Genomic DNA, 26,117 nt, shown 5'->3' on the forward strand with positions numbered 1-26,117 from the left:
GCAGATATCGACAGATTTGTCCGACTTATCATCTGATAAATAACACAACCTGTCGTTATCTGCTTTATATATTCATTTTATCCCTCTTGTGCAATCTCTATCCAGTTATTTTCTCTTAAAAGACCAAGCTAAAAAGTGTGTGAAGATTTATAACTTTATATATTTGTATCTTAATTCTATGATAAGAAATCTTTTATTCTAATAAGTTTAATATTATATGGGAAACATAAGAAAGAAATTTCAGCTTCATCTCTCCGGTATTCTTTCCGGTATATTTTTAATAACTTCTCCCCTCCTAATGGCGGATAATGAACCTCAAAAGCCCTATTGGCAAGATACACAAGTAGTTTCGGTAAACAAAGAACCTCCCCGCACTTCATTTATGACCTATGACAATCGTTCCGATGCACTCTCCGGTAAATTTGAAGAAAGTCCTTATTATAAACTACTCAACGGCACATGGAAATTCTTTTTTGTAAATTCATACAAAGACCTGCCCGCCAATATCACATCTCCAACTATCGACACCGACAATTGGGAAGACATACAAGTACCGGGAAACTGGGAGGTTCAAGGACATGGGGTAGCTATTTATACAAATCACGGTTATGAATTCAAGCCACGCAATCCGCAACCACCCCTATTGCCCGAAGCAAATCCGGTAGGAGTCTATCGCCGGGACATAGAAATTCCATCTAATTGGGACGGACGAGACATATATCTCCACATAGCCGGAGCAAAGTCCGGAGTTTATGTCTATATCAATGGAAAGGAAGTCGGCTATAATGAAGACTCCAAGAATCCTGCTGAATTCCTGATTAATAAATACATCACTCCCGGAAAAAATGTACTTACCTTGAAAATATTCCGCTGGAGTACGGGCTCCTATCTGGAATGTCAGGATTTCTGGCGTATCAGCGGCATCGAACGGGATGTGTTTTTATACTCTCAGCCCAAAGCAGCACTGAAAGACTTTTGGGTAAAATCAACACTGGACGAAAGTTACAAAAAAGGAATATTTGCCCTAAGCACAGATCTATGCAATCACCGTACCACTCCCACCGATCTATCCGTGGTTTATGAGCTATTGGATAAACAAGGTAAAATCATAGCCAAAGAAGAACAAATGGCTTCCGTACCGGCCGGACAAGTCCGTACCCTGTCATTTGAGAAAACATTCCCTGAAATCTGTACCTGGACTTCCGAAAAGCCCAACCTGTACAAGCTTTTGATGACCGTCAAAGAAGAAGGGAGAATCACTGAAATCATCCCTTTCAATGTAGGATTCAGAAGAATAGAAATCAAACAAACGGAGCTGAGAGCAGAAAGCGGAAAGCCTTATACATTATTATTTATCAACGGACAGCCGTTGAAATTAAAAGGAGTAAACATCCACGAACATAATCCCGAAACCGGACATTACGTCACAGAGAAACTTATGCGTCGCGACTTTGAGCTTATGAAGCAGAACAATCTGAATACAGTCCGTCTTTGCCATTACCCCCAAAGCAGACGATTCTACGAACTATGCGATGAATATGGGTTATATGTTTATGACGAGGCCAATATAGAAAGCCACGGCATGTACTACGACCTGCGTAAAGGAGGTAGCCTCGGAAACAACCCCGAATGGCTGAAGCCTCATATGGAACGGACGATCAATATGTTCGAACGCAATAAAAACTATCCCAGCCTTACCTTTTGGTCATTAGGAAACGAAGCCGGAAACGGATATAATTTTTATCAGACTTACCTATGGATGAAAAATGCCGATAAAGAACTGATGGATCGTCCGGTAAATTATGAGCGTGCCCAATGGGAATGGAATACCGACATGTACGTACCCCAATATCCGGGTGCAGACTGGTTAGCTCAAATAGGCAAACAGGGGAGTGACCGCCCGGTGGTACCCTCCGAATACGCTCACGCCATGGGAAATTCTACCGGGAACTTATGGGATCAGTGGAAAGAGATTTATAAATATCCCAATCTGCAAGGAGGATATATCTGGGATTGGGTAGACCAAGGACTCCTTGAGAAAGACCAAGATGGTCGGGAATACTGGACATACGGAGGTGATTATGGTGAAAACTCACCCAGTGATGGAAACTTTCTTTGTAACGGAATAGTCAATCCGGATCGTACCCCCCACCCTGCTATGGCGGAGGTGAAGTATGCACATCAGAATGTGGCTTTTGAAGCGACAGATATTACAAACGGTAAATTCCTTATAAAAAACCGCTTTTATTTCACAAATCTAAAGAAATATGCGGTATCTTATGCCATCAAAGCAAATGGAAAAGCAATAAAAACCGGAAAAATGCATTTTGATGTCGAGCCGCAAACCACAAAAGAGTTTACCCTTCCATTTGGAAACCTAAAATCCAAACCGGGAACTGAATATTTCGTGAACTTCATGGTCACGACTACGGAGCCGGAAATTGCATTACCGATTGGTCATACTATTGCTTACGAACAATTCCGCCTTCCCATCGAGAGTTTACCCCGCCCCATGCCGACAGTGAACGGGCCGGAATTGAAAATCAGTACGGAGGGAGAAAACTTGATTGCAACTTCTTCCAAGGTTAACTTCGTTTTCAATAAAACAACCGGGCTGATTACTTCGTATAAGGTAAACGGCACAGAATATTTCAAAGACGGTTTCGGCATTCAGCCCAATTTCTGGCGGGCTCCGAATGATAATGATTATGGTAACGGAGCCCCGAAACGTTTGCAAGTCTGGAAACAATCGAGCAATAATTTCAATGTGGCAGATGCCGACATAGTCATGGAAGGCAAAACGGCAGTTCTCACAGTCAACTACTTATTAGCAGCCGGCAATCTATACATCATGACTTATAAAATCCATCCTTCCGGAGTAGTGAAGGTCGGAGTACACTTTACATCCACCGATATGGAAGCCGCTACTGACGAGATATCCGAAGCCACCCGTATGGCAACATTCACTCCCGGCAATGACGCTGCACGCAGGGAAGCATCTTTACTAGAGGTACCGCGCATAGGTGTTCGTTTCCGACTTCCGGCAGATATGAATCAAGTGGAATATTTCGGCCGTGGCCCGGAAGAGAACTACATCGACCGTAATGCAGGAACTTTGATCGATCTGTACCGAACCACTGCCGACAAGATGTATTACAATTATGTCCGGCCACAAGAAAACGGTCACCATACCGACACGCGCTGGATCAACCTAAGTAAAAAAGGGAATAAAGGGTTGACAATTGTCGCAGACAGCATCATCGGATTCAATGCACTGCGCAATTCAATCGAGGATTTTGATTCAGAAGAAGCCCTTCCTCACCCACGGCAATGGCCCAATCTCTCTCCGGAAGAAGTTGCCAACCATGATGAGGAAGCCGCCCGGAACGTATTGAGAAGAATGCATCATGTGAACGACATCACACCTCGCGACTTTGTAGAAGTATGCATTGACATGAAGCAACAAGGAGTAGCCGGATACAACAGTTGGGGAGCCCGTCCCGAACCAGCTTACACCATTCCTGCCAACCAGAGTTATCAATGGGGATTTACTTTGATCCCTCAATAAAGAAGCAGCATATAAACTTACTTTAAAAATAAAATTCATGAAAAACCTGACAGACATAGTTTCACACTTTGCAATACAGGGAACTATACAAGAAATCGCCCCATTAGGTAGCGGACTTATCAACGATACTTACAAAGTAACCACAGTCGCTGACTCACCCGACTATGTGCTGCAACGCATCAATCACGCCATCTTCCAGAATGTAGAGATGCTGCAAAATAATATTGCTTCCGTAACCAAACATATCCACCGTAAACTAACGGAATCGGGAGAAACAGACATCGAACGTAAAGTCCTGCATTTCATTCCTGCCGATAACAACAAAACATATTGGTATGACGGAGAAAGCTATTGGCGTGTCATGGTGTTTATCCCCCGTGCTAAAACATATGAAACGGTTAATCCCGAATATTCATACTACGCTGGAGTAGCCTTCGGTGATTTCCAGGCAAAGTTGGCCGATATTTCTGAAACATTGGGTGAAACCATTCCTGATTTCCATAACATGGAATTCCGATTGAAACAATTACGCGATGCAGTCACCGTTGATGCATCCGGAAGAGTAAAAGAAGTCCGCTACTACATCGATGAAATTGAAAAACGTGCTGAAGAAATGTGCAAAGCGGAACGGCTGTATCGTGAAGGAAAACTACCAAAACGAGTTTGCCATTGCGATACAAAGGTAAACAACATGATGTTCGATGAAGATGGAAAAGTTCTCTGTGTAATAGATCTCGATACGGTAATGCCCAGTTTCATATTCTCCGATTATGGCGACTTTCTACGTACAGGAGCAAACACGGGAGAAGAAGATGACAAAGACCTCAGCCGTGTCAACTTCAATATGGAAATTTTCAAAGCATTTACCAAAGGCTATCTGGAAGGTGCCCATTCCTTCCTTACCCCGGTAGAGATTGAAAACTTACCATATGCTGCCGCACTCTTCCCTTATATGCAATGTGTACGCTTCCTTGCTGATTATATCAATGGAGATACGTATTATAAAATTAAATACCCCGAACACAATCTGGTACGTACCAAAGCACAGTTCAAACTGCTGCAAAGTGTTGAAGCGCACACACAGGAGATGAAGGAATTTATCGAGGAGAGAAGGGAGAAATCATAAGATTGAAACGTAAAAATGAATGATTACTCTTTCACGAACTTCTCGTTTTTCCAAATGTAGACAATGGGACGACGGATAAATGGTGTCAGTTCTTTCGCAGTTTCTTGATCCATATATTCAGGAGTCATAAAAGTGAATGTCAGCGAATTATCCTTTTCGGATAAATCCGCTTTCATCAATAGCATATCAGCTTTCATCCGGGCATCATTATATTTATAAGAGAAAGCAGAATCCGATGTTTCAAGAAAATCGTCCATTGTCGGCAAAGTAGATAAGAAATCATTTAATGGCAGTTCCTTCCAATCCGTTGTATAGAACTGAATACTGCTGTCACATGCCGGTGCACATGCCGTGGAGACGGTACATATCACCTGTGTGCTATCACTCGTTGCCAATAACTTCATCTGCCAAGAGCTTTGTGAAGACATTTGCATACGGATATAATCATTTGTCAAAGCAGTCATTTCCGACTCACGTCCAAAGCGATTTTCAACCTTCGCTTTCATCTTGCTTTCGATAAAATCGATACAATCTGCTCTATTTACAGACGTAAGAATCGGACACATAGAATCTGGTATATGAACAAACAGCTCTTTTGCCTGCTTCTGAGCCTGTAATGGAACCATAGTAAATAAGCCCAAAAGTATAAATACTACTCCCCATCCTCTTTTACTCTTTTCCAACTCCATCATTTCCATCCCTCCGCTATTCATTATTTATTTTTAATCATTAATCAATCTCATTTTGTTCCCAAATATAGGAAGAACATTCCAATCAGCACCAGGATCAGGTCAATAGCTTTACTTTTTAAATTCTTTTCACGGAAGAGTAATGCTCCAAACAGGAACGACACCACAACACTGCCTCGACGAACCATCGAAACGATGGATATCATGGAATCCTGATAACTCAATGCATAAAAGTATACAAAGTCCGCTGTACAAAGAAAAACTGAGATCAAGATGATCGTCCATTTCCAATGGAAAGGCGTAGTACTCTTACGTTTCGGATACCAAAGCAACGCAAGTATCGGACACATTATAAAAACCTGATATACGTTATACCATGCTTGTACCAGCATCGGATTGAGATGCCTCATCAGATATTTGTCATACAATCCACTGATAGCCCCCATTACAGCCGCAGCAACAATGAAAAAAATCCATTTATTATGGGTAAAGTCAATGCCTTCCTTCTTTCCTGAACGACTCAACATAAAAAACGAAAGTATTGCCAATGATACTCCGACCCACTGATAAAGGTTCAACCGTTCACCGAATATCAACATCGCACCAACCAAAACCATCACAGGACGAGTGGCATTGATCGGACCTACAATTGTCAATGGTAAATGTTTCATTCCAAAATAGCCTAGTATCCATGAGGATAAGACGATAAACGATTTTACTATAACGTACTTATGTACCTCCCAACCCACAACCGGTACATAAAACATTGTACCGCTCAATAATTCCGGTGTATACGCAGATAGCAAGATAAACGGTAAAAAAATCAAGCTGGAAAAGATGGTATTCAGAAACAACACAGGAAGGACAGCATTATCCTTCAACGAATGTTTCTTAAAAACATCATAAAATCCCAGCAAGGCGGCAGAAAGAAAGGCAAGTAATAACCACATATTTAAGTGAAGAATGATAAATAAAGAATTAAGAGCGAGAATCAAAGACCGAAAATTTCGGGAGGGTAGTCGATATTGACAAGAAAGAGAGCATGGCCGGGAACGGAAGTACCAGCTTTACAACGGTCTTTCTGTTCAATGATTTCCCGGAAACCATCGACACTGAGTTTGCCACGGCCTACTTCAATCAATGTACCTACTATCGCACGCACCATATTTCGCAAGAAGCGGTCAGCTTGAATGGTAAATACCCATGTGGTATCATCTTCCTGTGTCCATCGAGCTTGCATGATTTTACAAAGATTGGTTTTCACATCCGTATGCAGCTTGCTGAAACTTGTAAAGTCCGAATAGTCAAATAAGGTATGGGCAGCTTCATTCATCCGGTCAAAATCGAGCGAACCATAAATACGGCAACGATATTGTCTGTTGAAAGGATATTTGGCTGTAGTCACATAATACTTATACATACGAGCCGTTGCGTCAAAACGGGCATGTGCATCCGAACGTACTTTGCAAACCTTATAAACTGAAATATCGGGAGGTAACAACCGGTTAAGTTTTTCTGTCACAGCCGATGGTTCCAATTCCTCCTCATTATCGAAGTGCGCCACCATCAATGAAGCATGTACACCGGCATCCGTTCTCCCGGCTCCCACCACTTCTACCTCTCTTCTAAGGAAAGTACTCAACGCCTTCATCAGGCATTCTTGCACACTTTCTCCGTTGGGTTGTATCTGCCAACCGTGATAGTTGGTCCCGTCATAAGCTAAATAAATAAAATACCTTTGCACGCTCTTGTCCGAATAATGGTTTTGCGTGCAAAGGTAATTATTTTAATCGAGAATCAGGAATTCTCCAACGAATTCGCATAGGTGGAGGGCGTAGTCCCGAAAGCATCCACAAAATGCTTGCGGAATGTAGGAATGTCATTATATCCCACCATTTCCGCCACTTCCTGTACGGCATAAATCTTCTTTTTCAGTAAGACGGCAGCCTTTTTCATGCGCACACCTCTTATTAATTCGATGATGGTGAAGTCCGTACTCTGTTTTACCTTTCTATATAGTGTAGGCTGGCTCATGTTCATTTCGGATGCCAGTTTCTTCACATTGAAATCCGCTTCCCGTATGTTCTCTTCGATAATCTTCACCAGCGAACTGATGAACGGATCTTCCATCTTCGAGATTTCACCATCTTCTGCATGTTCGCCCTCACCTCCGTTCTCCGGGACCATCAAAAGTTTCGTATACATCTGTTTCAGATTAATACGACCATTTATCAGGTTCCGAACCTTCGCTTTCAGGATTCCCGGTGTGAACGGTTTTAAAATGTAGTCATCAGCTCCCAGTTCCAATCCATGAATGATGTCTTCATCCTCAACCTTCGCTGTCAGCATGATAAACGGTATATGGCAAGTGTCCAATCCTTCCTTCACCTCCCGACAACACTCAAACCCGTCTTTTACCGGCATCATCACGTCACAAAGAATCAGATCAGGTTGCTCTTTCACAGCCATGTCTACACCCTCTTGTCCGTTTACTGCCATCAGTATGTTATAATCCTTGCCAAAAAGCACTTTCAGGTAAAGCCGGATATCCTTATGATCCTCCACGATCAACAATGTCTTTTTAGCTTTCGGAGATACGGGAGCTTCGTGAACAATTTGAGGTACTATTTCTTCGGGAGCAAGCACTTTCTCCTGGACTTCCCGTACCAAAGGAATCGGTTCAAGAACTTCCTCTTCATCAACCTGTTCCACGAAAATGATATTCGGATCATTTTCCAACAACTCTTTTCCTATAGGCAGATCGATCGTTATTTCCGTTCCTTCTCCTTCTTCACTCTTCATTGCAATAGTTCCGTGGTGCAAAGAAATCACTCTTTCCATAACGTCGTATCCCAATTCTATTCCGGTAAGATCGGTTTTCAAGCCTTCTTCCACAGCCTGCCTTACATCCCTTACCTGAGACTTACCGTTATCCGATACGACAATAGTACAATAATGGATACCCTCACGGACAGTTTCCTGCATAAATAAATGCACCGAGCCGGATAGACGCACATGATTGAAAGCATTGGATATCAAATTATGCAGCACAAAGCGGATGCGCCCTTTGTCCACCCATAATTCCATCTCTTTCCGCGTCCTCTTTTCATATTGGAAATCGATCTGATTGATCTTAACCAGTTCACTTACGGAAAATACAACTTCATCCACAATCTTATCTGCCGAATAAGAAGCAACTTTCAGTTTCTCCGCCAATGGACGTTGCGTATATATGGAAAGCAACTGATTACATGCATCCAACATGCCCAACGAATTACGATATGCCACTCTCACCTTGGAAAGCATTCCCGGTGGCAAAGTGACTTCATTCGACATCTCCTTCAGCGGTGCTATGATCAGGGAAAGCGGTGTGCGTAACTCTTGCACGAATATCGTAAGCAACTGGTTACGCATTGTTTCTATCTCCTGTTTTTGTTCTTGTTTCATTTTTGACAGATTTAGCGTTTCTTTCAATTCCATTTCATGTGCTTTATGCAATTCACGTCTCTTAGCTTTACGGTCCAAATAGTAAAAGACCACAGCAAAGACTCCGAAGCAGAACAATGCATATCCTATATAAGCCCATCCTGTATTCCACCAATGTGTTTTTATACGAATCGGAATTTCGATCAGTTCGCCTTCACTGGCATCAGGATATACAAGTTTCACCTGTAATGTGTAATTTCCCACCGGGAGCCGTCTGTATGAAATGCCATTCTCCAATGTTTCCATCTTCCATTCCTCATCCGGCAACAGCCGGTAAGCCATTTTCCGCTCCATCATCCCATATTGCATATCAGAAAAATAGAAGGTGAAATCATCATTATTCGCATTAAACACGAATTCACGTTGCAAATCGGGCGATTCGGAAAGAATGACTTGCCCATTCACTTCCTCCCCTACGGATACCGGTTCACCATTCACCCGCACATCCGACATGCATAATTGGTCCTTATTCGAATTTAACTTTGCTGACAGAGGATCAAAGAAAATCAATCCCCATGAGTTAGCCCACAACAAGCGTCCGTCACGAAGACGACAAACCCTGTTGCAATTGCCAAACGATCCATAATTATAAAATGAAGTACGGTCATTTCGGATTGTCATTATGCCCGAGTTACTGCCTACCCATGTATTTCCATTCTGATCATCGACCATACAAAAGATATGTCCGCTACTCAGCCCATTCAACAAAGTAAAAGCACTTTCCACTTTATCTTTTTCACGCCCGTCGATACGTAAGATCTTATCAGTATAAGATACCAGAATCTGATTGTAACTATTCACATATATAGAATATACAGCCGATATCGGTAATCCTGCTTCCTGTTCATAATCACCCAGCAATACCCCCTTGTCTCCATGTAACTCGATTCGTTTCAAGCCGGCATCCGTTCCCAGCCAAATATTACCTTCTTTATCTTCTGCTACAGCAGTCACAATTTTCACCTTTCTGACTTTATCTTCCAGAGAAATTAAGCTACACTGATTATCCGACAAATTAAACAGTAACAATCCTTCCGTTGAAGTTATCCACAACCTGTTTCTGGAATCCAGACAAAAACTATTTATCGTACCCTTGAAATCACTTATACCTTTTGGCTCCAAACGGTAAGAAGTGACTTCATCCGTTGATGGATCAATACACACTATTTCTTCCGATTTATCCCCAAACCATAAGCGCCCGCGTCCGTCTTTATACATACGGTAATTTGCCTCCGCCTTTAGCCCCTTCGTCCAAGGCACAAAAGAAGTATTCACCTCAAGTTTATTGCCCGCACTGCGCAACACCCTACCATCACCGGTAGTAATCCATACAAAACCTTTCATGTCCTCTTCGATCTCTGTCACATCCGCATTTATCTGCTGATCAAGCCGATTATAGGCATCTTCCGTAAAATCAACTTTTAAGACTCCGCTACCAAACGTACCTACCCATAATAGTTTCTGAGTATCATCCCAAAACAAATCTGTTATTTGTTGATCCATTCCGATCTGATGAAAGCGATCCACATGATCGATCTTGCAAGCCGACTGAATCAAATCTCTCGAATCGAACTTAAGCCGATAAAGCCCCGTCCAGGTAGAAACGCAATAAACATTCTCATCCATACGGACAATGCCTGTCACATAAGCATCCGAAATACGGGGATAACCGGAATTCCCCGCATCATGTATTACCCGCGAAGTATTTTTCTGTAAATCATAACACTCTATATCGCTCTGCAAAGCACCGACCCACAGATAATCTCCTTTTTGATAAATCGAGGTAATTTTCCCCTTACCCTCTTTCCTGTCCAACATCCGAGCATTCCCGGACAAAACATCACAAACAGCTATTCGGGTCTGGTCGACAACCACAAAAACAAACTTTCCGTCAGCGCCATGAAGATTCGTTATATTCCCTTTTATCAAAGGTTGTGCAGATACATCAACCATTATCTTTTCATCCTCCCCCTTACCAGAACGAACCACCGTACCTGTGTAAAGGCCATTACGCGTACCTATATATAAAAGCTGACTGTTTACTGCATACAAAGAAGTAATTGTCCAGGCATCAAACGGCCTTTCAAACAATACCGGTAAATAAGTCCCCCCGTCCTGATCAAAGCAAGCAATTCCACCTTGCAATAGCTGGAGGTATAACAGCCCTTCCATATCTTCCGATATGGATCGGACAGCATGAATAACCGGTTGCGAGAGTGAATCATGCTTAGTGACCAAAGGGTAATTCCTAACTCTGAATCCATCAAAACGACTAAGCCCCATATCGGTTGAAAACCATATGAAATTCTTTTTACCGCTATGAATGTCATAAATAGTATTATTGTTCAATCCACTTTTCAAGGTAACTAATGTCGTATTACCATAAAATGGCAAAGAATAAGAGTAGTACGGAGCCAGTAGGAGGCAAAGTATTATCAATATAACTTTCGTAAGAGGCTGTTTCATTTGCGCACAAATAGTGGTGGTCATTACTTTATTGTTTCCAAATGGAGTTACAAATATAACTAAAAAACATCAAACAGAGAATCTATAATAAAAAAACTTATTTTTTTTGTCCCCGATACACCTTGAAAATAAAGAATCCCGCCCATGGGATTCATGAGCAGGATTCTTCAGAGGACCGCAATATAAGTGACTATTTACTTATACACGATAATATTGTTTGTTTTGTGCATTCCTCATTTTTACGATTGTTTGTTTTGAGTATGCCTCAACTTTTTTGTGTTGCAAGATTACTTGCTATATTTCAACAATTGAAAACTATATGTTCCAGCTTGATTCCGGAAGTTATAATCACCCTTAAATACGATTGGAACCTTAACCAATAATCCACCCTCATCGATTATTTTGAAATAAAGATAGCTCTGTGATTCAAAACCGTATGTATAACCGTCACCACCTACTACGGGAGCAAGAGACATTCCTTGTGCGCGCCAGTCAAACAGATCTGAAGAATAAGAGTAATCGGTACCCCAATAATACACCTGATCTTTTTCGTTACTGAATTTCAGTGCTACATTCAAAACAAATCCTTCACCGGCAGCAGCACTGCGAGTATCAGCTTTATAATTCCCAGTCATGATTACCTTTTCATACTTACCATCAGTAGTCAAAGTACAATCATGCATTGTCTTACTGTTCTGACGCAAAGCTTCTAACACACCGCGCATTTCTTCAGTCGAAACGGCCGGAATATTACCTGCATCGGCTACATTATATGAAGCATTTTCTACTCCATAAGTACTTTTCACTGATTCAAAAAGAGAATTTTCTTCGATTGTTTCATTCTCTGCAGTTGAGCAAGAAGTGAAACCTAATACGATTGCGATAACGATAAATGAATAAATAGTCTTCATAATTGGTCCTCCAATTTTTTTGTTTGCTTATTATTAATTCTTTTTGTTTTTAATAAAGTTTGTTTCGTTTGCATTCCTCAAGGGGACCACCATTTGTTTGTTCTGATGCAAACATAGGTGTTTTATTCGTACTAAAAAAACTTTTTCGAGAAAAAATGAATGATTCACCTATCTTTTTTGAACGATTTACACCCTATACAAGTGCTTGGATAGAATTTACAACTTATTATTCGCCAACCATTGGTGAATCAAACACAGATGCATGCAAGAAATACCACCTCAAGGAAATTGAATGATATACCACCTTAAAAGATTAATTCACCACTTATAACAGATATTCCTCTCACCGAATGGATAGAATTGCAAGAATTGCCTCCGAACAAAGATGAATATGCCAATTGACAGTTATTAAGAATCGAACTACTTTTGCTATCAAACAAAACAATGCCACCACGCATATGGAAAAGAAAAGAAAATTGTTTTTAATCGTTTGTTTGTTCGCCTCTACCTTAATATATGGACAGGTAGTAGGTATTAAGACGAATGTGTTAATGGATATCACAAAAACCATTAACCTGGGAGCCGAAATCGGCCTGAGTAAGAAGTATACCTTGGATTTGTATGCCAATTACAACCCTTGGGAAAAGAGTAAGACCAAAATGTTCAAGATGCTCGCCTTCCAACCGGAATTCCGCTATTGGTTCTGCGACCGTTTCAACGGACATTTTATCGGTATTCACGCACACGGAGGAGTCTACCAGGTAGCAGGGATCGATATGCCCTGGGGCATCTGGGACAATCTAAAGGATCACCGCTTCAAAGGAAACTTCTATGGAGCCGGAATCTCCTATGGGTACCAATGGATCATGAGCAAACACTGGAACATAGAAGCCAACATCGGTATCGGCTATGCACGCGTATCTTATAAGAAATACATTTGTGAAGAATGCGCTGAGCTACTTGAAAAAAGCCACAAGAACTACTTCGGGCCTACCAAGGCTGCTATCAGTTTAATCTATTTATTTTAAACAAACGCTGCAAACGATATGAAAAAAGTAATATACCTTATTATATTAATGATATTGCCGGGAGTAAAATCCCTCGCCCAGTCTACTGTCGTATATAAAGACCAGATACGCGTAGAAAATCAGTCCGTGACCCGGAGTGACGACAATCGCCTGACCATCGCCATGGATATCATCATGCAAGCAAACATGAAGATTTCGTCCAACCGTTCGGCTACCCTTACCCCGATACTGGAAGCTAACGGGCACACCAAGGCTCTCCCTCCAATCGTTGTTTACGGACGGAAACGCGCACTCGTCAACGAGCGTAACAACAGTCTGCCGAAAGACGCATTCACAATTTTACACCGCAAACGTAAAACGGAACAAAAGGTGAACTATCTGGTACAACTTCCGTATGAGGCTTGGATGCAAAAAGCAAACTTAGTGATGGATTGCGACCTTTGCGGTTGCCGTAATTTGGTAGAAGCCAATACACTCGACCCAATTACCACACTGAACATAGAACGTATCAAGCTTCAACCCGCCATTGCTTACATCACTCCTCAAGCCGAAGAGATCAAACGCCGTGCGGTAGAAGGCAGCGCGTTCCTCGATTATCCGGTCAACAAAACTGTGATTTATCCCGAATATCGCCGCAACCAGACAGAATTGGCAAAAATACGTGCCACAATAGACACGATCCGCAACGATAAAAACATCTCTATCACCGGTATACGCCTTGAAGGTTATGCCTCACCCGAAGGTGGTTACGCCAACAATGCACGTTTGGCCAAAGGGCGTACGGCAGCTTTGTTAAGTTATGTCCGCAATTACTACGACTTCCCCGAAGGACTTATTACCATGTCATCTACTCCGGAAGACTGGGCAGGCTTCCGTAAATTTGTAGAAAATTCCGCCTTAACCCAAAAAGAAGACATCTTGAGAATCATGGATGAGGACGAAAAAGATATGGATGTCAAGGAAAAACGCATTGCCCGACTGGTAGGCTCTGAAACTTACCGGTTCCTGCTGACAGAGTGTTATCCAGCCTTACGCCATTCAGACTACACCGTATCTTATACAGTTCGCGGTTTCAATCTTGAAGAGACTAAAGAAATCATCAACACTCATCCGCAGCAGTTGAGCCTGCAAGAGATATTCAATCTCGCCCAGACCTACGAACCGGGAAGTGAAGAATTCAACCATGCCTTCCAGATAGCAGCCTTGATGTTCCCGAACGATGCAACAGCCAATCTCAACGCTGCTGCCATGGAAATACAGAAAGGTGGAGACCTGACTGTTGCTAAAAAGTATATTGCCAAAGCCGACCCGAACGAAGGAGCTACTCTGAATAATCTGGGTGTAATAGCATTGATTGAAGGTGATTTGGACACAGCCGAGCAGTATTTCGTCCGTGCCAAATCAGCCGGGATAGCAGAAGCGGAAACGAATCTACACGAAATTGCTAAACAAAGAAACTTCCCTGTAGAATAAGAAATACAAGCTTTTCTCCATACCTCAATAAATCGTTCCCAACTGCCGGATAAGTTCTTTCCCATGAAACTTATCCGGCAGTCCTATTTAGTGGTAGTTCATAAATGCTCGTCTTATGAATGAAAGAGTGTCAAATAGCAGTTTTATTCTCCTTTTTGCTAACCGCTGCCTATCAAAAAAATGAGAAATAACGCCATTCATAGCAACATTCAAAATGACGAACTCCCCTACAAGCCTTCCTGAAGGCATGAAATAGCCCTCGCTAAGATATGAAATAGCTATTCCCAACAGATTGGATTACTATATCCAGCAGATTGAATAGCTATATCCAACAGATTAAGTAACTATAACCAGCAAATGAAATGTCCACAGCCATCACATTCAACCTTTTTATGGCACAAAAGCACTATTAACATCAGCATTATTCCTCTATTTGTCCTGAACAGAAGAAGAGAATTGAAGTATCAAAAATGAATCAACATGCGCTATATGCTTTGTCATTTATAATCAATACAGAAGAAATGCATGCACCGCACACCATTAAACATGTTTTCATTGACAAAACGCAAAATTCCCGATCGAGCTACAGTCCGTTTTTTCCGGACCAACGCATCCATGAGTCGAAATCCAGCATTTAAAACGTCATAAAAAGACAAATAGTCAAATTGACACTTGGACATCCTTCAAAAACATACAGATCTTTTTAATTCTCTCAAATATCTCCGGTTTATCAACCAAGACAGCTTTCTCAAGATAGCATTATCATTTTGTCCCTACTATCCCAAATCTTCTCAAATGGATGAGAGTTAAAATCATCATCGACTTCTCAAGTACTCCAAATAAAAAAATCATATAATTTTCTTTGAAAAAAGATCGATTTTCGGAAGAAAAAGCAATAAGAATTTGCGTGAATTCACCCACCATACGGTGAGAATTAAGCCGCAAATCATTCATTTTTGATAAAAACACATACCATATTACCTCTTCCTATATTTTTGCAGAAAACATCCCACAATTTTGAGAAAAACGCCATCCAGCGAATCCGTTATTAGCCTCTATCTTTGCATCGTCAGGTTAAGACAAGGATATGCTGCTCCTTCAAAGAAACAGCTTCTCTCTTTTCTTCTTTAAATATGAGGAGTGCCTAGAGAAACAGAAATTGAAAAATAAACAAAACATAGTTATGAACAAAAAACAAACAAGAAACAATCCTTCAGAAAAAAGAAACACTCCACAGGAAGTCTCCTCCTTATAAGATAAGGATCTTCCAAATCCAAAAGAATCTCACACATGAACAGGGTCCCCACATTATTATTTAATAAACATGTATAATAATGACTCTCTCTCAAAAAAAGCAATCGAAAGATTGGATTTAAAAAAAAGGAAAGTACTCCTTATATAAAAGTACAAATTCAAAAACAAGAAAAATAAAATATTAATCAATTAAACTAATAAAATTATGAAACTTAGAAGTTTATTTTTAGCAAGTTTAGCTGCAATGGCAATGGTTTCTTGCAGTAATGAAGATGATCAGATCATTAATGTTCCAGAAGGTGAAACCGCTCAAATGAGAATTGCTTTGGCATTTCCTACCCCAACAAGAGCAGAGAATACAACTGAAGAAGTAGATGTTAGCAATCTTACTGTTGTGTTGGAATATGGTAATTTTAGAAAGGTAAAAACAATTAGTTCAGATAAATTCTCTAGAAATGGGCAAACAGTTACAGTTGAACCATTCGATGTTACAGCTGGAACAAATGTAAACATATATGCTTTTTTAAATTCAAATACAGAACTCAATGAAGCTCTTGAAAGTGGTGTTCTTGCAAATCTTCAGGTTGCATCAACTAGTTCTGCCTTAGATTATCTTGCAGATGGAATTGCCAAAAACAATTCATTCTTAATGAGCAACACCGATGGTAAAGCTATACAAAAAGCACTCATAGCAAATACTCTAAATGAAGCTATTATTCCAGTTGAACGCGTATGTGCAAAATTAACAGAAATGTCTCCTACCACTGCATTTGAAGTAACTCCTTCAGAAACAGTACCTGAATCAAAAAAATTGAATATTTCTTTGTTAAATCATACTTATATCAATTTAGTTAAGGACTCATATGTATTAGATAGAAATACAAGTGTTAACGATGCAAATTATGATAACTATTTGCAAAAATATGGTACCCTGAACTATGCTTGGAAACTTAATAAGGCAGAAGGTGTATCTACTTATTGCATGGAAAATAGAATAGCAGTTAACAATAATGATCCAATTCAAGTGGGAAGTACATGTATCATTTATGAAGCACAAGCTAGAATTGGTGAAGAAAATGCAGCAACTTTTTACGTATGGAATAATGAAATTTTCTTAAATCTTGTAGATTTAGCCAAAGAATATGGAGTAGCATCATTCGATTTGGAAGGAGCAACGACACCAGCTGAAATACAAGCTAAATTAAAGACTAAATATTACGTTGATATGTATATTGATGGAAAATGCTATTATATTCAACCGATAAAAACAGCTACTGGCAGCACTGAAATTATTAGAAATAATCTGTATAAATTAACTGTAACAGGTATTACTAAATTAGGTTATCCTACAACAGATATTCCAGATCCAGATCCAACACAATTAAAACTAACTGTAAATATCGCAGATTGGACTGTTAACGATTTCTCTTTTGAACTCTAATTGCATCACACATAAACAAACCCAAAACGGAAGGGAACGGAGGTTCCCTCCTTTTTCCCTTCCGTTTTTCCCTTAAGGATTCATCCCAAACAAAACATTTCCTTTCAAAGCAATAAAATATACAAGAAAGCATGAAACAATTATTCTCTAACATACAGAAAAGAGCAAGCAGATTACTGTTACTTACAGTATTAGCTGGTGCAATCGCATCTTGCGATTCTATCCTCGATTTTGAGGAAGGCGATTGCAGCATCAAATACCGGGTAAAGTTCAGGTATGACTATAACATGTATGGAGATGGCAAAGGATTAGATGCTTTCTCACAAGAAGTGAAATCGATCACGCTTTATTTCTTTGATGACGAAGGAAATTTCGTAGACCAGAGAACCCAAGAAGGTGCCCCATTAGCAGACGGCACTTACGCTATGGATGTAAATCTCGACCCTACAAAATATCATTTAGTAACTTGGGCAGGATTGGACAACGAATCGTTCGCTATCCCTTTGATGGTGCCCAACAGCTCAAAATTAGAAGACCTCGTTGTACTTACTCAACGCGACGCAGTAACGCGTAATGACGAAGGTAAATATATTGTTGATAAAGACCTCTCCCCTCTGTGGCACGGTGAAGCAATTGATGGAGAAAGCAAATTAGCTACGACAAAAGCAGCAGGCAGTAAAAGAGAAAAAATCACAACCATTGGACTTGTAAAAAATACAAATAACATACGCATCGTCATTGCACAAGTAAACCAAAATCCTAACACACGTATTCCCGCATCCAGAGCCATTAGCGATGATAAATTCACATATGCCATCTATGACACTAATGGAAAGATGAATTACGATAACACATTAATGGATGATAATCTACTGACTTACAAACCATTTATCACAGAAACATCTGAAATCAAGACACGTGCCATGAGTGCAGACCAAAACACAGAAGAAGAGTACCCGGCCGCTGTAGCAGAATTCAGTACAGCACGTCTTTTAGAAACTCAGAAGCCAATATTGAATATTGTCAATAAAGAGACCGGTAACAGCCTTCTTCCCAACGAATCACTCATCGGATATATAAGTCTATTGAAGCAACAGAACCAGATCCAAATGCCTTTGCAAGAATATCTTGACCGTGAGAATAATTTTGGAATGATTTTCTTCGTAGATGAAAATCTGACATTAATAAAAACAGTGATACAGATCAATGACTGGATCGTGAATATAAATGACTTCGAACTTTAAATAAGAAACAAAACAATGAGGCGATTAAAATTAACATATTATCTGTTGACACTTGTTTGCATCACGTTTACGTCTTGTATAAGCGAGGATATAATTAGCACATATCCCTCAGATAAAGAATCTGGTAAGACACAGATTCACTTAACAATGAAGCTATCAGAGACAGGAAATGTCAATGAGACATCAAGCCCCTATGATTTTTCATATGAAAGATATATCAATGATGTAAGCATTTATATTTTCAGTAAAGATGATAAATTCATTGAACAGATAAACAACCCGCAGATTACAGGTAATGATGGAGATGCAACTCGCACCATCTTTGGAATATTAGAAGAAGACTATTCAACCTATACTAATGGTATAGAGATCATAGTACTTACAAACCTAGCCAAAAGAGGAGTAACAGCACCTCAATTGGTAACTAATCAGACTAAAGAAGATTTATATAATGCATTAAAATTCGACTATGCCCTTAATTCATCTTGGCAATTCAGAGATTCTTCTAAAGAATATATTCCAATGTGGGGTATTAGCCAAATAGATGGAATATTACATACAGGCGTGAATAAGGGAAACTTAAGTTTATACCGCGCCATTGCCAGAGTAGATGTTATCTTTAATACCGATGGAGAAGGTTTTAGCCACTTCAATATAACTAATATAACCGTTGATCACTTTAACAATCAAGGTTTTTGTGCCCCTATGAATGGATTAGACACACCGTCTATTCCAAACGCCAGTCAAATTCGAACAAATGCATCATTTTTTCAACCTATACCTAGTAAAAAAATATATAGATTATACATACCAGAATATAATAATATAGATAAAGCAGATTCTGAAATTTCGAAAATAAAAATACTCGGCAACCTCACTACAACAAATGGTACCATTGTATATGGCAAAGAATATACAATAGAATTCAAGAATGGAAGTACCCAATTAGATATTCTTCGTAACAACTTATATAAATTTAATGTCACAAGTATAACAAATGAAGTAGCAGTGACTTCATCACTCAAATATGAGGTAGAAAAATGGGAATACATTACTGTAAACGTACCATCATTTAACTAATTAGCAAAGGAGGAATTACGTATGAAAAAGCAAAACAACATATTAGCATCTATAAAGCAATCATTCGGTTTTATCTTTATTACAATCTTACTTTTTTCATGTTTAGATGAAAAGGTCGTAAATAAGCTCGAAGTGGAAGAGGGTATACCTGTAGAAATAAATTTCAATTTATCATTACCAGCGATGAATCAAGTTGTGACCCGCGGATTACGTGATGAAGAAGAATTCCAGATAAATGACTTGTATTTACTAATTTTTGATTCTAATGGAAATATAAAAAAAGGAACTAAATTTTATGATATTAATGATTCCGAAATCAATAATCTTAATGGAAATAATGATAACCCCACTCATGGAACTATAAGTAAGATTCAAACGACTAGTGGGAAGAGTTATATTTTTGCTGCCGCAAATGTTAGCACAAACCAATTGGACGGGGAAGAAAATTTAAAAAAACAATTAGATAAAGTTAGTAATATTAACGAACTAAAGAAGATTACAGCAACTCTAAATTCAAAAACAGAAGCCGCACAAGTAGATCGCACACAAGCTTCATTGGTTATGTCCGGAGCATATAAAGGTACAGACAATTCTTCTATTGACGAAGAAGGCTTGTGTATCATACCCATAAAAAATAGCACATTAGACGGAACAATAATATTAGAACGTTTAGATTCACATATAACATTTAATATATCTTGGGGTGGAAAAGATTCCAAAGTAACTTCATTTGAATTAAAAGAATGGAAAGTCTATAATGTACCTGTTATATCTTATCTTTTTTCACAAGAGGAAGACGCAGTAAAACAGGATAATAAATATTATTCAGAGAGTGCAGCCGATCAAAAAGTAACGATATCAGATAAGTCCTGTTCTTTTGACTTTTATATGCTTGAAAATAGGAAATACGCACAACAATACGAAGGAGAAGAAATAAAAAATTATGCACAAAGAGAAGAAGAAATAAAAGAATCAGGAAAAAATACAGGCGAATATAAATATGTGCAAAAATATGCTACATTTGTTGAAATCAAAGCCAATATGGAGCTTGAAAGTAACACTACTGGAGGAAAGAAAGTTGCAGAAGTAACTTATGTAATTCATCTAGGTGGTGGAAATAATGATTATACAAATTTTCGTAGTGAACGTAATAAAAAGTATACATATATAATTCAGATTAATGATACAGAGGATATACGAGTAGAGGTAAAGGATGAAAACGAAAGACGTCCTGGAGTAGAAGGCGATGTAATAGATGCCCAAACTAAAGTATATACATTAGATGCTCACTACAATTGCTTCATTATAGGTTTGACAAAAAAAGATGCCCGGGAGTTAAGTTTTATGGTTAAAACACCTTTTTCAACAGTTACTCATGAGACTCTAGAATCGGAAAGACTATACGGTGATTACAAATGGATTAGATTTAAACGCAACTCACGTAACGCCTCTGGCAAACTAGAAAAATATCCGAGATATGGTGAAGGGCTTATAGATTTATTTAGTTTATCATCGGATATCATAAATCAATCAGGCAATGACAGCAAAACATTTTACTACACTGTATTTATTGATGAGTACTATTATACCAAGCCTCCAACGGGTCAAACATGGGATACCCCTTATTGGAAGCATTTTGTAAACAAAGAGAATAGATATGTAATGATACTTTTTACTCCTGATTATAGTAAGGATGGAGAAAGTAGCTATGCAGATGCTCGATATTTAATTACCCAAAGATCTATTCAGACTTATTACAGTTCTACTAGCTTTAATAGCACTCAATCAGCACTGGGTATGGAACATATAAACGAAACAGGAGTACCTTCAACATATAGCCCAGAAGCTCCTGACGGAGGCTGGAGTAAATCAAATGGATATTATAATATGTATTCATACATAAAAGACACAAAATGGAACGATTATACCACAATGACTACTCCTGCTATAGACCAATACACTTTTAGTATGAGTGAAAAAAATGCATGGGCTGCTTGTCTATCACGCAATAGAGACGAAAATAATAATGGAAAAATAGATCCGGAAGAAATAAAATGGTATTTACCTGCCACAAATCAATTAACCGGTATGTTTTTAGGAGCAGAAAGTTTAACAACTCCGTTATTTGATGCAGATGCTTATCCTGAAGGTACTGTTTCTTTAAATGGAGATACAAGATTTCATTATATGATGAGTGATAATCAGAAACTTTGGGGAGAAGAAGGATGTTCATTCGGAAGTAGAGGATATGCAGGTCAACCGCAGACATTAAGATGTGTCCGTAATTTAAATCTTGATATGAATTTGGATAACGCAGAAGAAAAAAATATTATAGTCGGTAATGTATTTACATACAATCCAACGACACATGTATTTAGCCTCAGCATAATGGATTCAAAAAATATACGTGGTAAAGTTTCGAGTGGTGAATTAGGGTTACATGATAATTTTAGTATAAGCAACAGACCATATAAAGGTTTTCAAATGGCAAAAGAATTTCATTCGGCAGAAGCAGGAAAGGGTACATGGCTAGAATTTGTAAACATTGGTAATGCACATTTAAGTAAATGTTCAACATATTGTGAAAAAGTAGATGAAAGCGATAAAGGTAAATGGAGAACTCCAAATCAAAGAGAATTTATGATAATGTATATACAAAATCCTGAATATGTATATAAAAATGGATATAGAGCTTACTCACGAACGGAGTGGAAATATAATGGCAACAGACATTTTGGATATAATGATGGTATATTATTTCTAGATCAATATAATTATAAATACGATATATCTTTAAGATGTGTCCGAGATGTTGATATAGATTCAAATGGCAGAATTATCGAATAAAAAAACTAATATATTATGGAAATGCTCGACATCTTATCTCGCGAATCAGAAAACACCTATCAGGTATATCTGTATGAAGAAGAAGGCAAATGGTATGCCTATGAGCGATCAGCCCAACTCGTCAAACAACTGTTGAATGGGTTGGTGAAAATCAAACAGTTCATCAACGATACATACGATATCATTGTCGATCGCGTTGAAGTGGATCTGATGACTCTCATCGAGAAATGTCCGATCAGCCTGTGTTCTGATTCGGAAATGATAATAGAATGCCCAAAAGCATAAGTATTTTCAGAATCAATAGACAGAATTAAGATATCCCTTTTTATATTAAGAATATATTGTTTGTTTTGTTTGTGTTCCTCACCCCACTTACAAGTCCGTCTGAGAAGATAGAAGTAAGTGGGTGGGGACTTTTTTTTATTTCCTACAAATGATTTCTATACAAATATATTTGCTATACAAAAAAAATCGTATATTTGGAGGGTAAACAATTACAAACCATTAATACAGTAAGCTATGAGTAGTAATATTTTTCTAATCATCGCTCTTGTCACGACAGGCATTTTCCTCGTTCAATTCATCCTATCCATCTTCTTCGGGGATATAGATGCAGACACGGATGTTGACACGGACATCAGCAGTGTGGTATCTTTCAAAGGTCTGACGCATTTTGGCATCGGGTTCGGATGGTATATGTATCTGCAACAGACACCGGACGTAATGACTTACATCATCGGGATAGCCGTAGGGCTATTGTTCGTAATTGCAGTATGGTACCTTTATAAAAAGGCTTACCAATTGCAACAAGTGAATCGTGCTGAGAAAACGGACCAGTTGGTGGGACGCGAATGCACTATTTACTTCAACCGGGGTGAAGGGAAATACTCCGTACAGGTGAAACGAGACGGAGCAATGAGAGAGGTGGACGTGACATCCGAAACAGCTAAAAAGTACCAAACGGGCGACAAAGCTATCATATCTGCTTATAAAGAAGGAGTTCTTTACATAAATTGAGAATTGAAAAATAATTAATTAATAAACTCAGAAACAAGAGAAAACTATGACTCAGGAAATGATGATTATGGCTGCCATTCTGGTAGCAGTGATTCTACTTACATTTATCGGAATCCTTTCCCGCTATCGCAAATGTAAAAGTGACGAAGTATTAGTTGTTTATGGTAAGACGGGAGGCGATAAGAAATCCGCCAAACTTTACCACGGTGGAGCAGCATTCGTATGGCCTATCGTGCAAGGGTATGAATTCTTGTCGATGAAACCGATGCAGATCGATTGTAAGTTGACAGGGGCACTATCCGCACAAAATATCCGTGTAGATGTACCGACTACTATCACAGTCGCTATCAGCACAGATCCGGAAGTAATGCAAAATGCAGCGGAACGTATGCTGGGGCTGACCATGGACGACAAACAAAACCTGATTACGGATGTGGTTTACGGACAGATGCGTCTGGTCATTGCCGATATGACGATCGAAGAATTGAATTCGGACCGTGACAAGTTCCTGTCGAAGGTAAAAGATAATATTGATACGGAATTGCGTAAATTCGGTTTGTACCTGATGAATATTAACATCAGTGATATTCGCGATGCAGCCAACTATATCGTAAACTTAGGTAAAGAAGCTGAAAGTAAGGCGCAGAATGAGGCACAGGCTAACATTGAAGAACAAGAGAAACTGGGTGCCATCAAAATCGCCAACCAGATAAAGGAACGCGAAACGAAAGTAGCGGAAACCAGAAAAGACCAGGATATAGCCATTGCCGAAACCAAAAAGTTACAGGAAATCTCAGTGGCTAATGCAGATAAGGATCGTATCTCACAGGTAGCTTTGGCAAATGCCGAGAAAGAATCGCAGGTAGCTAAAGCGGAAGCAGACAAGAACATTCGTATCGAACAAGCAAATACCGAAAAAGAGAGCCGCATAGCTGAATTGAATTCGGATATGGAAATCAAACAGGCTGAAGCCGGAAAGAAGGCAGCCATCGGTCGGAATGAGGCACAAAAAGAGATTGCAAAATCGGATGCCGAACTTGCCGTAACGCAAGCGAATGCAGACAAGGAGGCCGGTGAAGCAGCCGCCAAATCGGAAGCAGCCGTTCAGACTGCCCGCGAAATTGCCCAGAAAGAGGTAGAAGAAGCCAAAGCACGTAAAGTGGAGTCTTCATTGAAAGCAGAAAAGATTGTTCCGGCAGAGGTAGCCCGCCAAGAAGCGATCTTACAGGCGGAAGCCGTAGCAGAAAAAATCACCCGCGAAGCTGAAGCACGCGCAAAAGCGACATTGGCACAGGCAGAAGCAGAGGCAAAAGCAATCCAAATGAAACTGGAAGCGGAAGCGGAAGGAAAGAAACGCTCGTTACTGGCCGAAGCGGAAGGTTTTGAAGCCATGGTACGTGCGGCAGAGTCCAATCCGGCCATTGCCATCCAATACAAGATGGTAGACCAGTGGAAAGAGATTGCCGGAGAACAGGTGAAGGCATTCGAACATATGAATTTAGGAAATATCACCGTATTCGACGGAGGAAACGGAAGTACAAGCAATTTCCTGAATACTTTGGTTAAGACGGTAGCACCCAGTTTGGGAGTACTCGATAAACTTCCGATTGGAGAGACAGTGAAGGGAATCATTCACCCGTCAGAAAAAGAAGAGGGAAAGAAAGAAGAAAAGAAAGAGGAGAAGAAGAAATAAAAATTAATTGTGCAGGTGACTGATGGAAACATTATTCACCTGCATTTTTATGCCTTTGATGCAAAAAGTATATCTTTGCAGCTACAAAACAAAAATATATTTTTATCCATGTACCGTTATCATTATCCAATCTGTTTATTCTTACTTATCGGACTCACCACCCTTGCAGGATGCAAGAAGAAAGACATGTCGCTCAAACTGAATGAGCCAAGAAATATAAAAGGAGTCATCAGCTACAAACGTTCGTTCGGTGATTTGAACGACATACATCTGAAGGTTGCCAAAAACACAGGCATCCAACCGTTAAATTCGCGTGAAGAAGCGGAACAGATGAAAGAGAAATTGGTACATATCGCCTCTAATGAGTATTATAGTGTAGACTCCCTGACACACTCCATCCCCTACCTTACTCCGCGCGCCAGCATGTTGCTCGACACTATCGGTGCCAACTTCCTCGATTCGCTTACAGCAAAAGGATTGAATCCTAACCAAGTTATAGTGACTTCCGTACTTCGCACGCAGGATGATGTAAAACGGTTGCGCAAGCGTAATGGAAATGCTTCCAAAAACTCTGCCCATTTCTATGGAACAACTTTCGACGTGAGTTGGAAACGTTTCAAGAAAATAGAGGATGAAGACGGAAGACCTTTACAAGATGTCAGCGCAGATACTCTGAAACTGGTATTGTCCGAAGTGTTGAGGGATTTGAAGAAGGCGGATAAATGCTATATCAAATATGAATTGAAACAAGGTTGCTTCCATATCACGGCAAGATGATGAAGTTGGAAAAATCT

The 26,117-nt window shown here is 39.6% G+C and carries 17 protein-coding genes; 12 read left to right on the forward strand and 5 right to left on the reverse strand.

The annotated features are described in order from the left end of the window. Positions 1-217: 217 nt before the first annotated feature. Both H8744_RS01620 and H8744_RS01625 read left to right on the forward strand, forming a co-directional pair. Entirely contained in the window at positions 218-3,568 is a 3,351-nt protein-coding gene (locus H8744_RS01620; protein WP_262433171.1) for a glycoside hydrolase family 2 TIM barrel-domain containing protein, read from the forward strand. A 37-nt stretch (positions 3,569-3,605) separates the two neighbouring features. Then, complete coding sequence (locus H8744_RS01625; RefSeq protein WP_262433172.1) at positions 3,606-4,694, forward strand: phosphotransferase enzyme family protein; 1,089 nt, start codon at positions 3,606-3,608, stop codon at positions 4,692-4,694. A 23-nt stretch (positions 4,695-4,717) separates the two neighbouring features. On the opposite strand, the gene H8744_RS01630 is transcribed toward H8744_RS01625, so the two are convergent. The 5 genes from H8744_RS01630 to H8744_RS01650 all read right to left on the reverse strand — a co-directional run bounded on the left by H8744_RS01630 (position 4,718) and on the right by H8744_RS01650 (position 12,246). After that, positions 4,718-5,407, reverse strand: a complete 690-nt coding sequence (locus tag H8744_RS01630; RefSeq protein ID WP_262433173.1) for a DUF3256 family protein — start codon at positions 5,405-5,407, stop codon at positions 4,718-4,720. Between the two features lie 26 nt (positions 5,408-5,433). Beyond that, positions 5,434-6,333 carry a DMT family transporter gene (locus H8744_RS01635; protein WP_262433174.1) on the reverse strand — a complete coding sequence of 300 codons (900 nt, stop codon included), beginning with the start codon at positions 6,331-6,333 and terminating at the stop codon, positions 5,434-5,436. A 41-nt stretch (positions 6,334-6,374) separates the two neighbouring features. After that, positions 6,375-7,127, reverse strand: a complete 753-nt coding sequence (gene truA / locus H8744_RS01640) for a tRNA pseudouridine(38-40) synthase TruA (RefSeq protein WP_262433175.1) — start codon at positions 7,125-7,127, stop codon at positions 6,375-6,377. A gap of 53 nt (positions 7,128-7,180) precedes the next feature. Further along, on the reverse strand, positions 7,181-11,359 hold the full coding sequence (locus H8744_RS01645; protein WP_262433176.1) for a hybrid sensor histidine kinase/response regulator transcription factor: 4,179 nt from the start codon (positions 11,357-11,359) through the stop codon (positions 7,181-7,183). A 263-nt stretch (positions 11,360-11,622) separates the two neighbouring features. Then, a complete protein-coding gene (locus H8744_RS01650) occupies positions 11,623-12,246 on the reverse strand; it encodes a DUF5033 domain-containing protein (RefSeq protein ID WP_262433177.1) in 624 nt (207 codons plus the stop codon). Between the two features lie 458 nt (positions 12,247-12,704). Here H8744_RS01650 and H8744_RS01655 point away from each other — a divergent pair, with 458 nt between their 5' ends. The 10 genes from H8744_RS01655 to H8744_RS01700 all read left to right on the forward strand — a co-directional run bounded on the left by H8744_RS01655 (position 12,705) and on the right by H8744_RS01700 (position 26,100). Continuing rightward, positions 12,705-13,274, forward strand: a complete 570-nt coding sequence (locus H8744_RS01655) for a DUF3575 domain-containing protein (RefSeq protein ID WP_262433178.1) — start codon at positions 12,705-12,707, stop codon at positions 13,272-13,274. An 18-nt stretch (positions 13,275-13,292) separates the two neighbouring features. Beyond that, positions 13,293-14,747 carry a DUF3868 domain-containing protein gene (locus H8744_RS01660; RefSeq protein ID WP_262433179.1) on the forward strand — a complete coding sequence of 485 codons (1,455 nt, stop codon included), beginning with the start codon at positions 13,293-13,295 and terminating at the stop codon, positions 14,745-14,747. A 1,459-nt stretch (positions 14,748-16,206) separates the two neighbouring features. Next, positions 16,207-17,442: an Mfa1 family fimbria major subunit gene (locus H8744_RS01665; protein ID WP_262433180.1), complete on the forward strand. Its 1,236-nt coding sequence runs from the start codon at positions 16,207-16,209 to the stop codon at positions 17,440-17,442. A gap of 131 nt (positions 17,443-17,573) precedes the next feature. Next, the gene (locus H8744_RS01670; RefSeq protein ID WP_262433181.1) at positions 17,574-18,686 is read left to right on the forward strand and encodes a FimB/Mfa2 family fimbrial subunit; all 1,113 of its coding nucleotides are present in this window, start codon (positions 17,574-17,576) and stop codon (positions 18,684-18,686) included. A gap of 147 nt (positions 18,687-18,833) precedes the next feature. Then, the gene (locus H8744_RS01675; protein WP_262433182.1) at positions 18,834-19,766 is read left to right on the forward strand and encodes a FimB/Mfa2 family fimbrial subunit; all 933 of its coding nucleotides are present in this window, start codon (positions 18,834-18,836) and stop codon (positions 19,764-19,766) included. A gap of 21 nt (positions 19,767-19,787) precedes the next feature. Further along, positions 19,788-22,613 carry a DUF4906 domain-containing protein gene (locus tag H8744_RS01680; protein WP_262433183.1) on the forward strand — a complete coding sequence of 942 codons (2,826 nt, stop codon included), beginning with the start codon at positions 19,788-19,790 and terminating at the stop codon, positions 22,611-22,613. Between the two features lie 15 nt (positions 22,614-22,628). Continuing rightward, a complete protein-coding gene (locus H8744_RS01685) occupies positions 22,629-22,898 on the forward strand; it encodes a hypothetical protein (protein ID WP_262433184.1) in 270 nt (89 codons plus the stop codon). A 234-nt stretch (positions 22,899-23,132) separates the two neighbouring features. After that, entirely contained in the window at positions 23,133-23,630 is a 498-nt protein-coding gene (locus H8744_RS01690; protein ID WP_262433185.1) for a hypothetical protein, read from the forward strand. Between the two features lie 46 nt (positions 23,631-23,676). Then, a complete protein-coding gene (locus H8744_RS01695; protein WP_262433186.1) occupies positions 23,677-25,323 on the forward strand; it encodes a flotillin family protein in 1,647 nt (548 codons plus the stop codon). Between the two features lie 108 nt (positions 25,324-25,431). Then, positions 25,432-26,100, forward strand: a complete 669-nt coding sequence (locus H8744_RS01700) for a DUF5715 family protein (RefSeq protein WP_262433187.1) — start codon at positions 25,432-25,434, stop codon at positions 26,098-26,100. Positions 26,101-26,117: the final 17 nt, after the last annotated feature.

This window comes from Jilunia laotingensis (assembly GCF_014385165.1).
GTDB lineage: Bacteria > Bacteroidota > Bacteroidia > Bacteroidales > Bacteroidaceae > Bacteroides > Bacteroides laotingensis.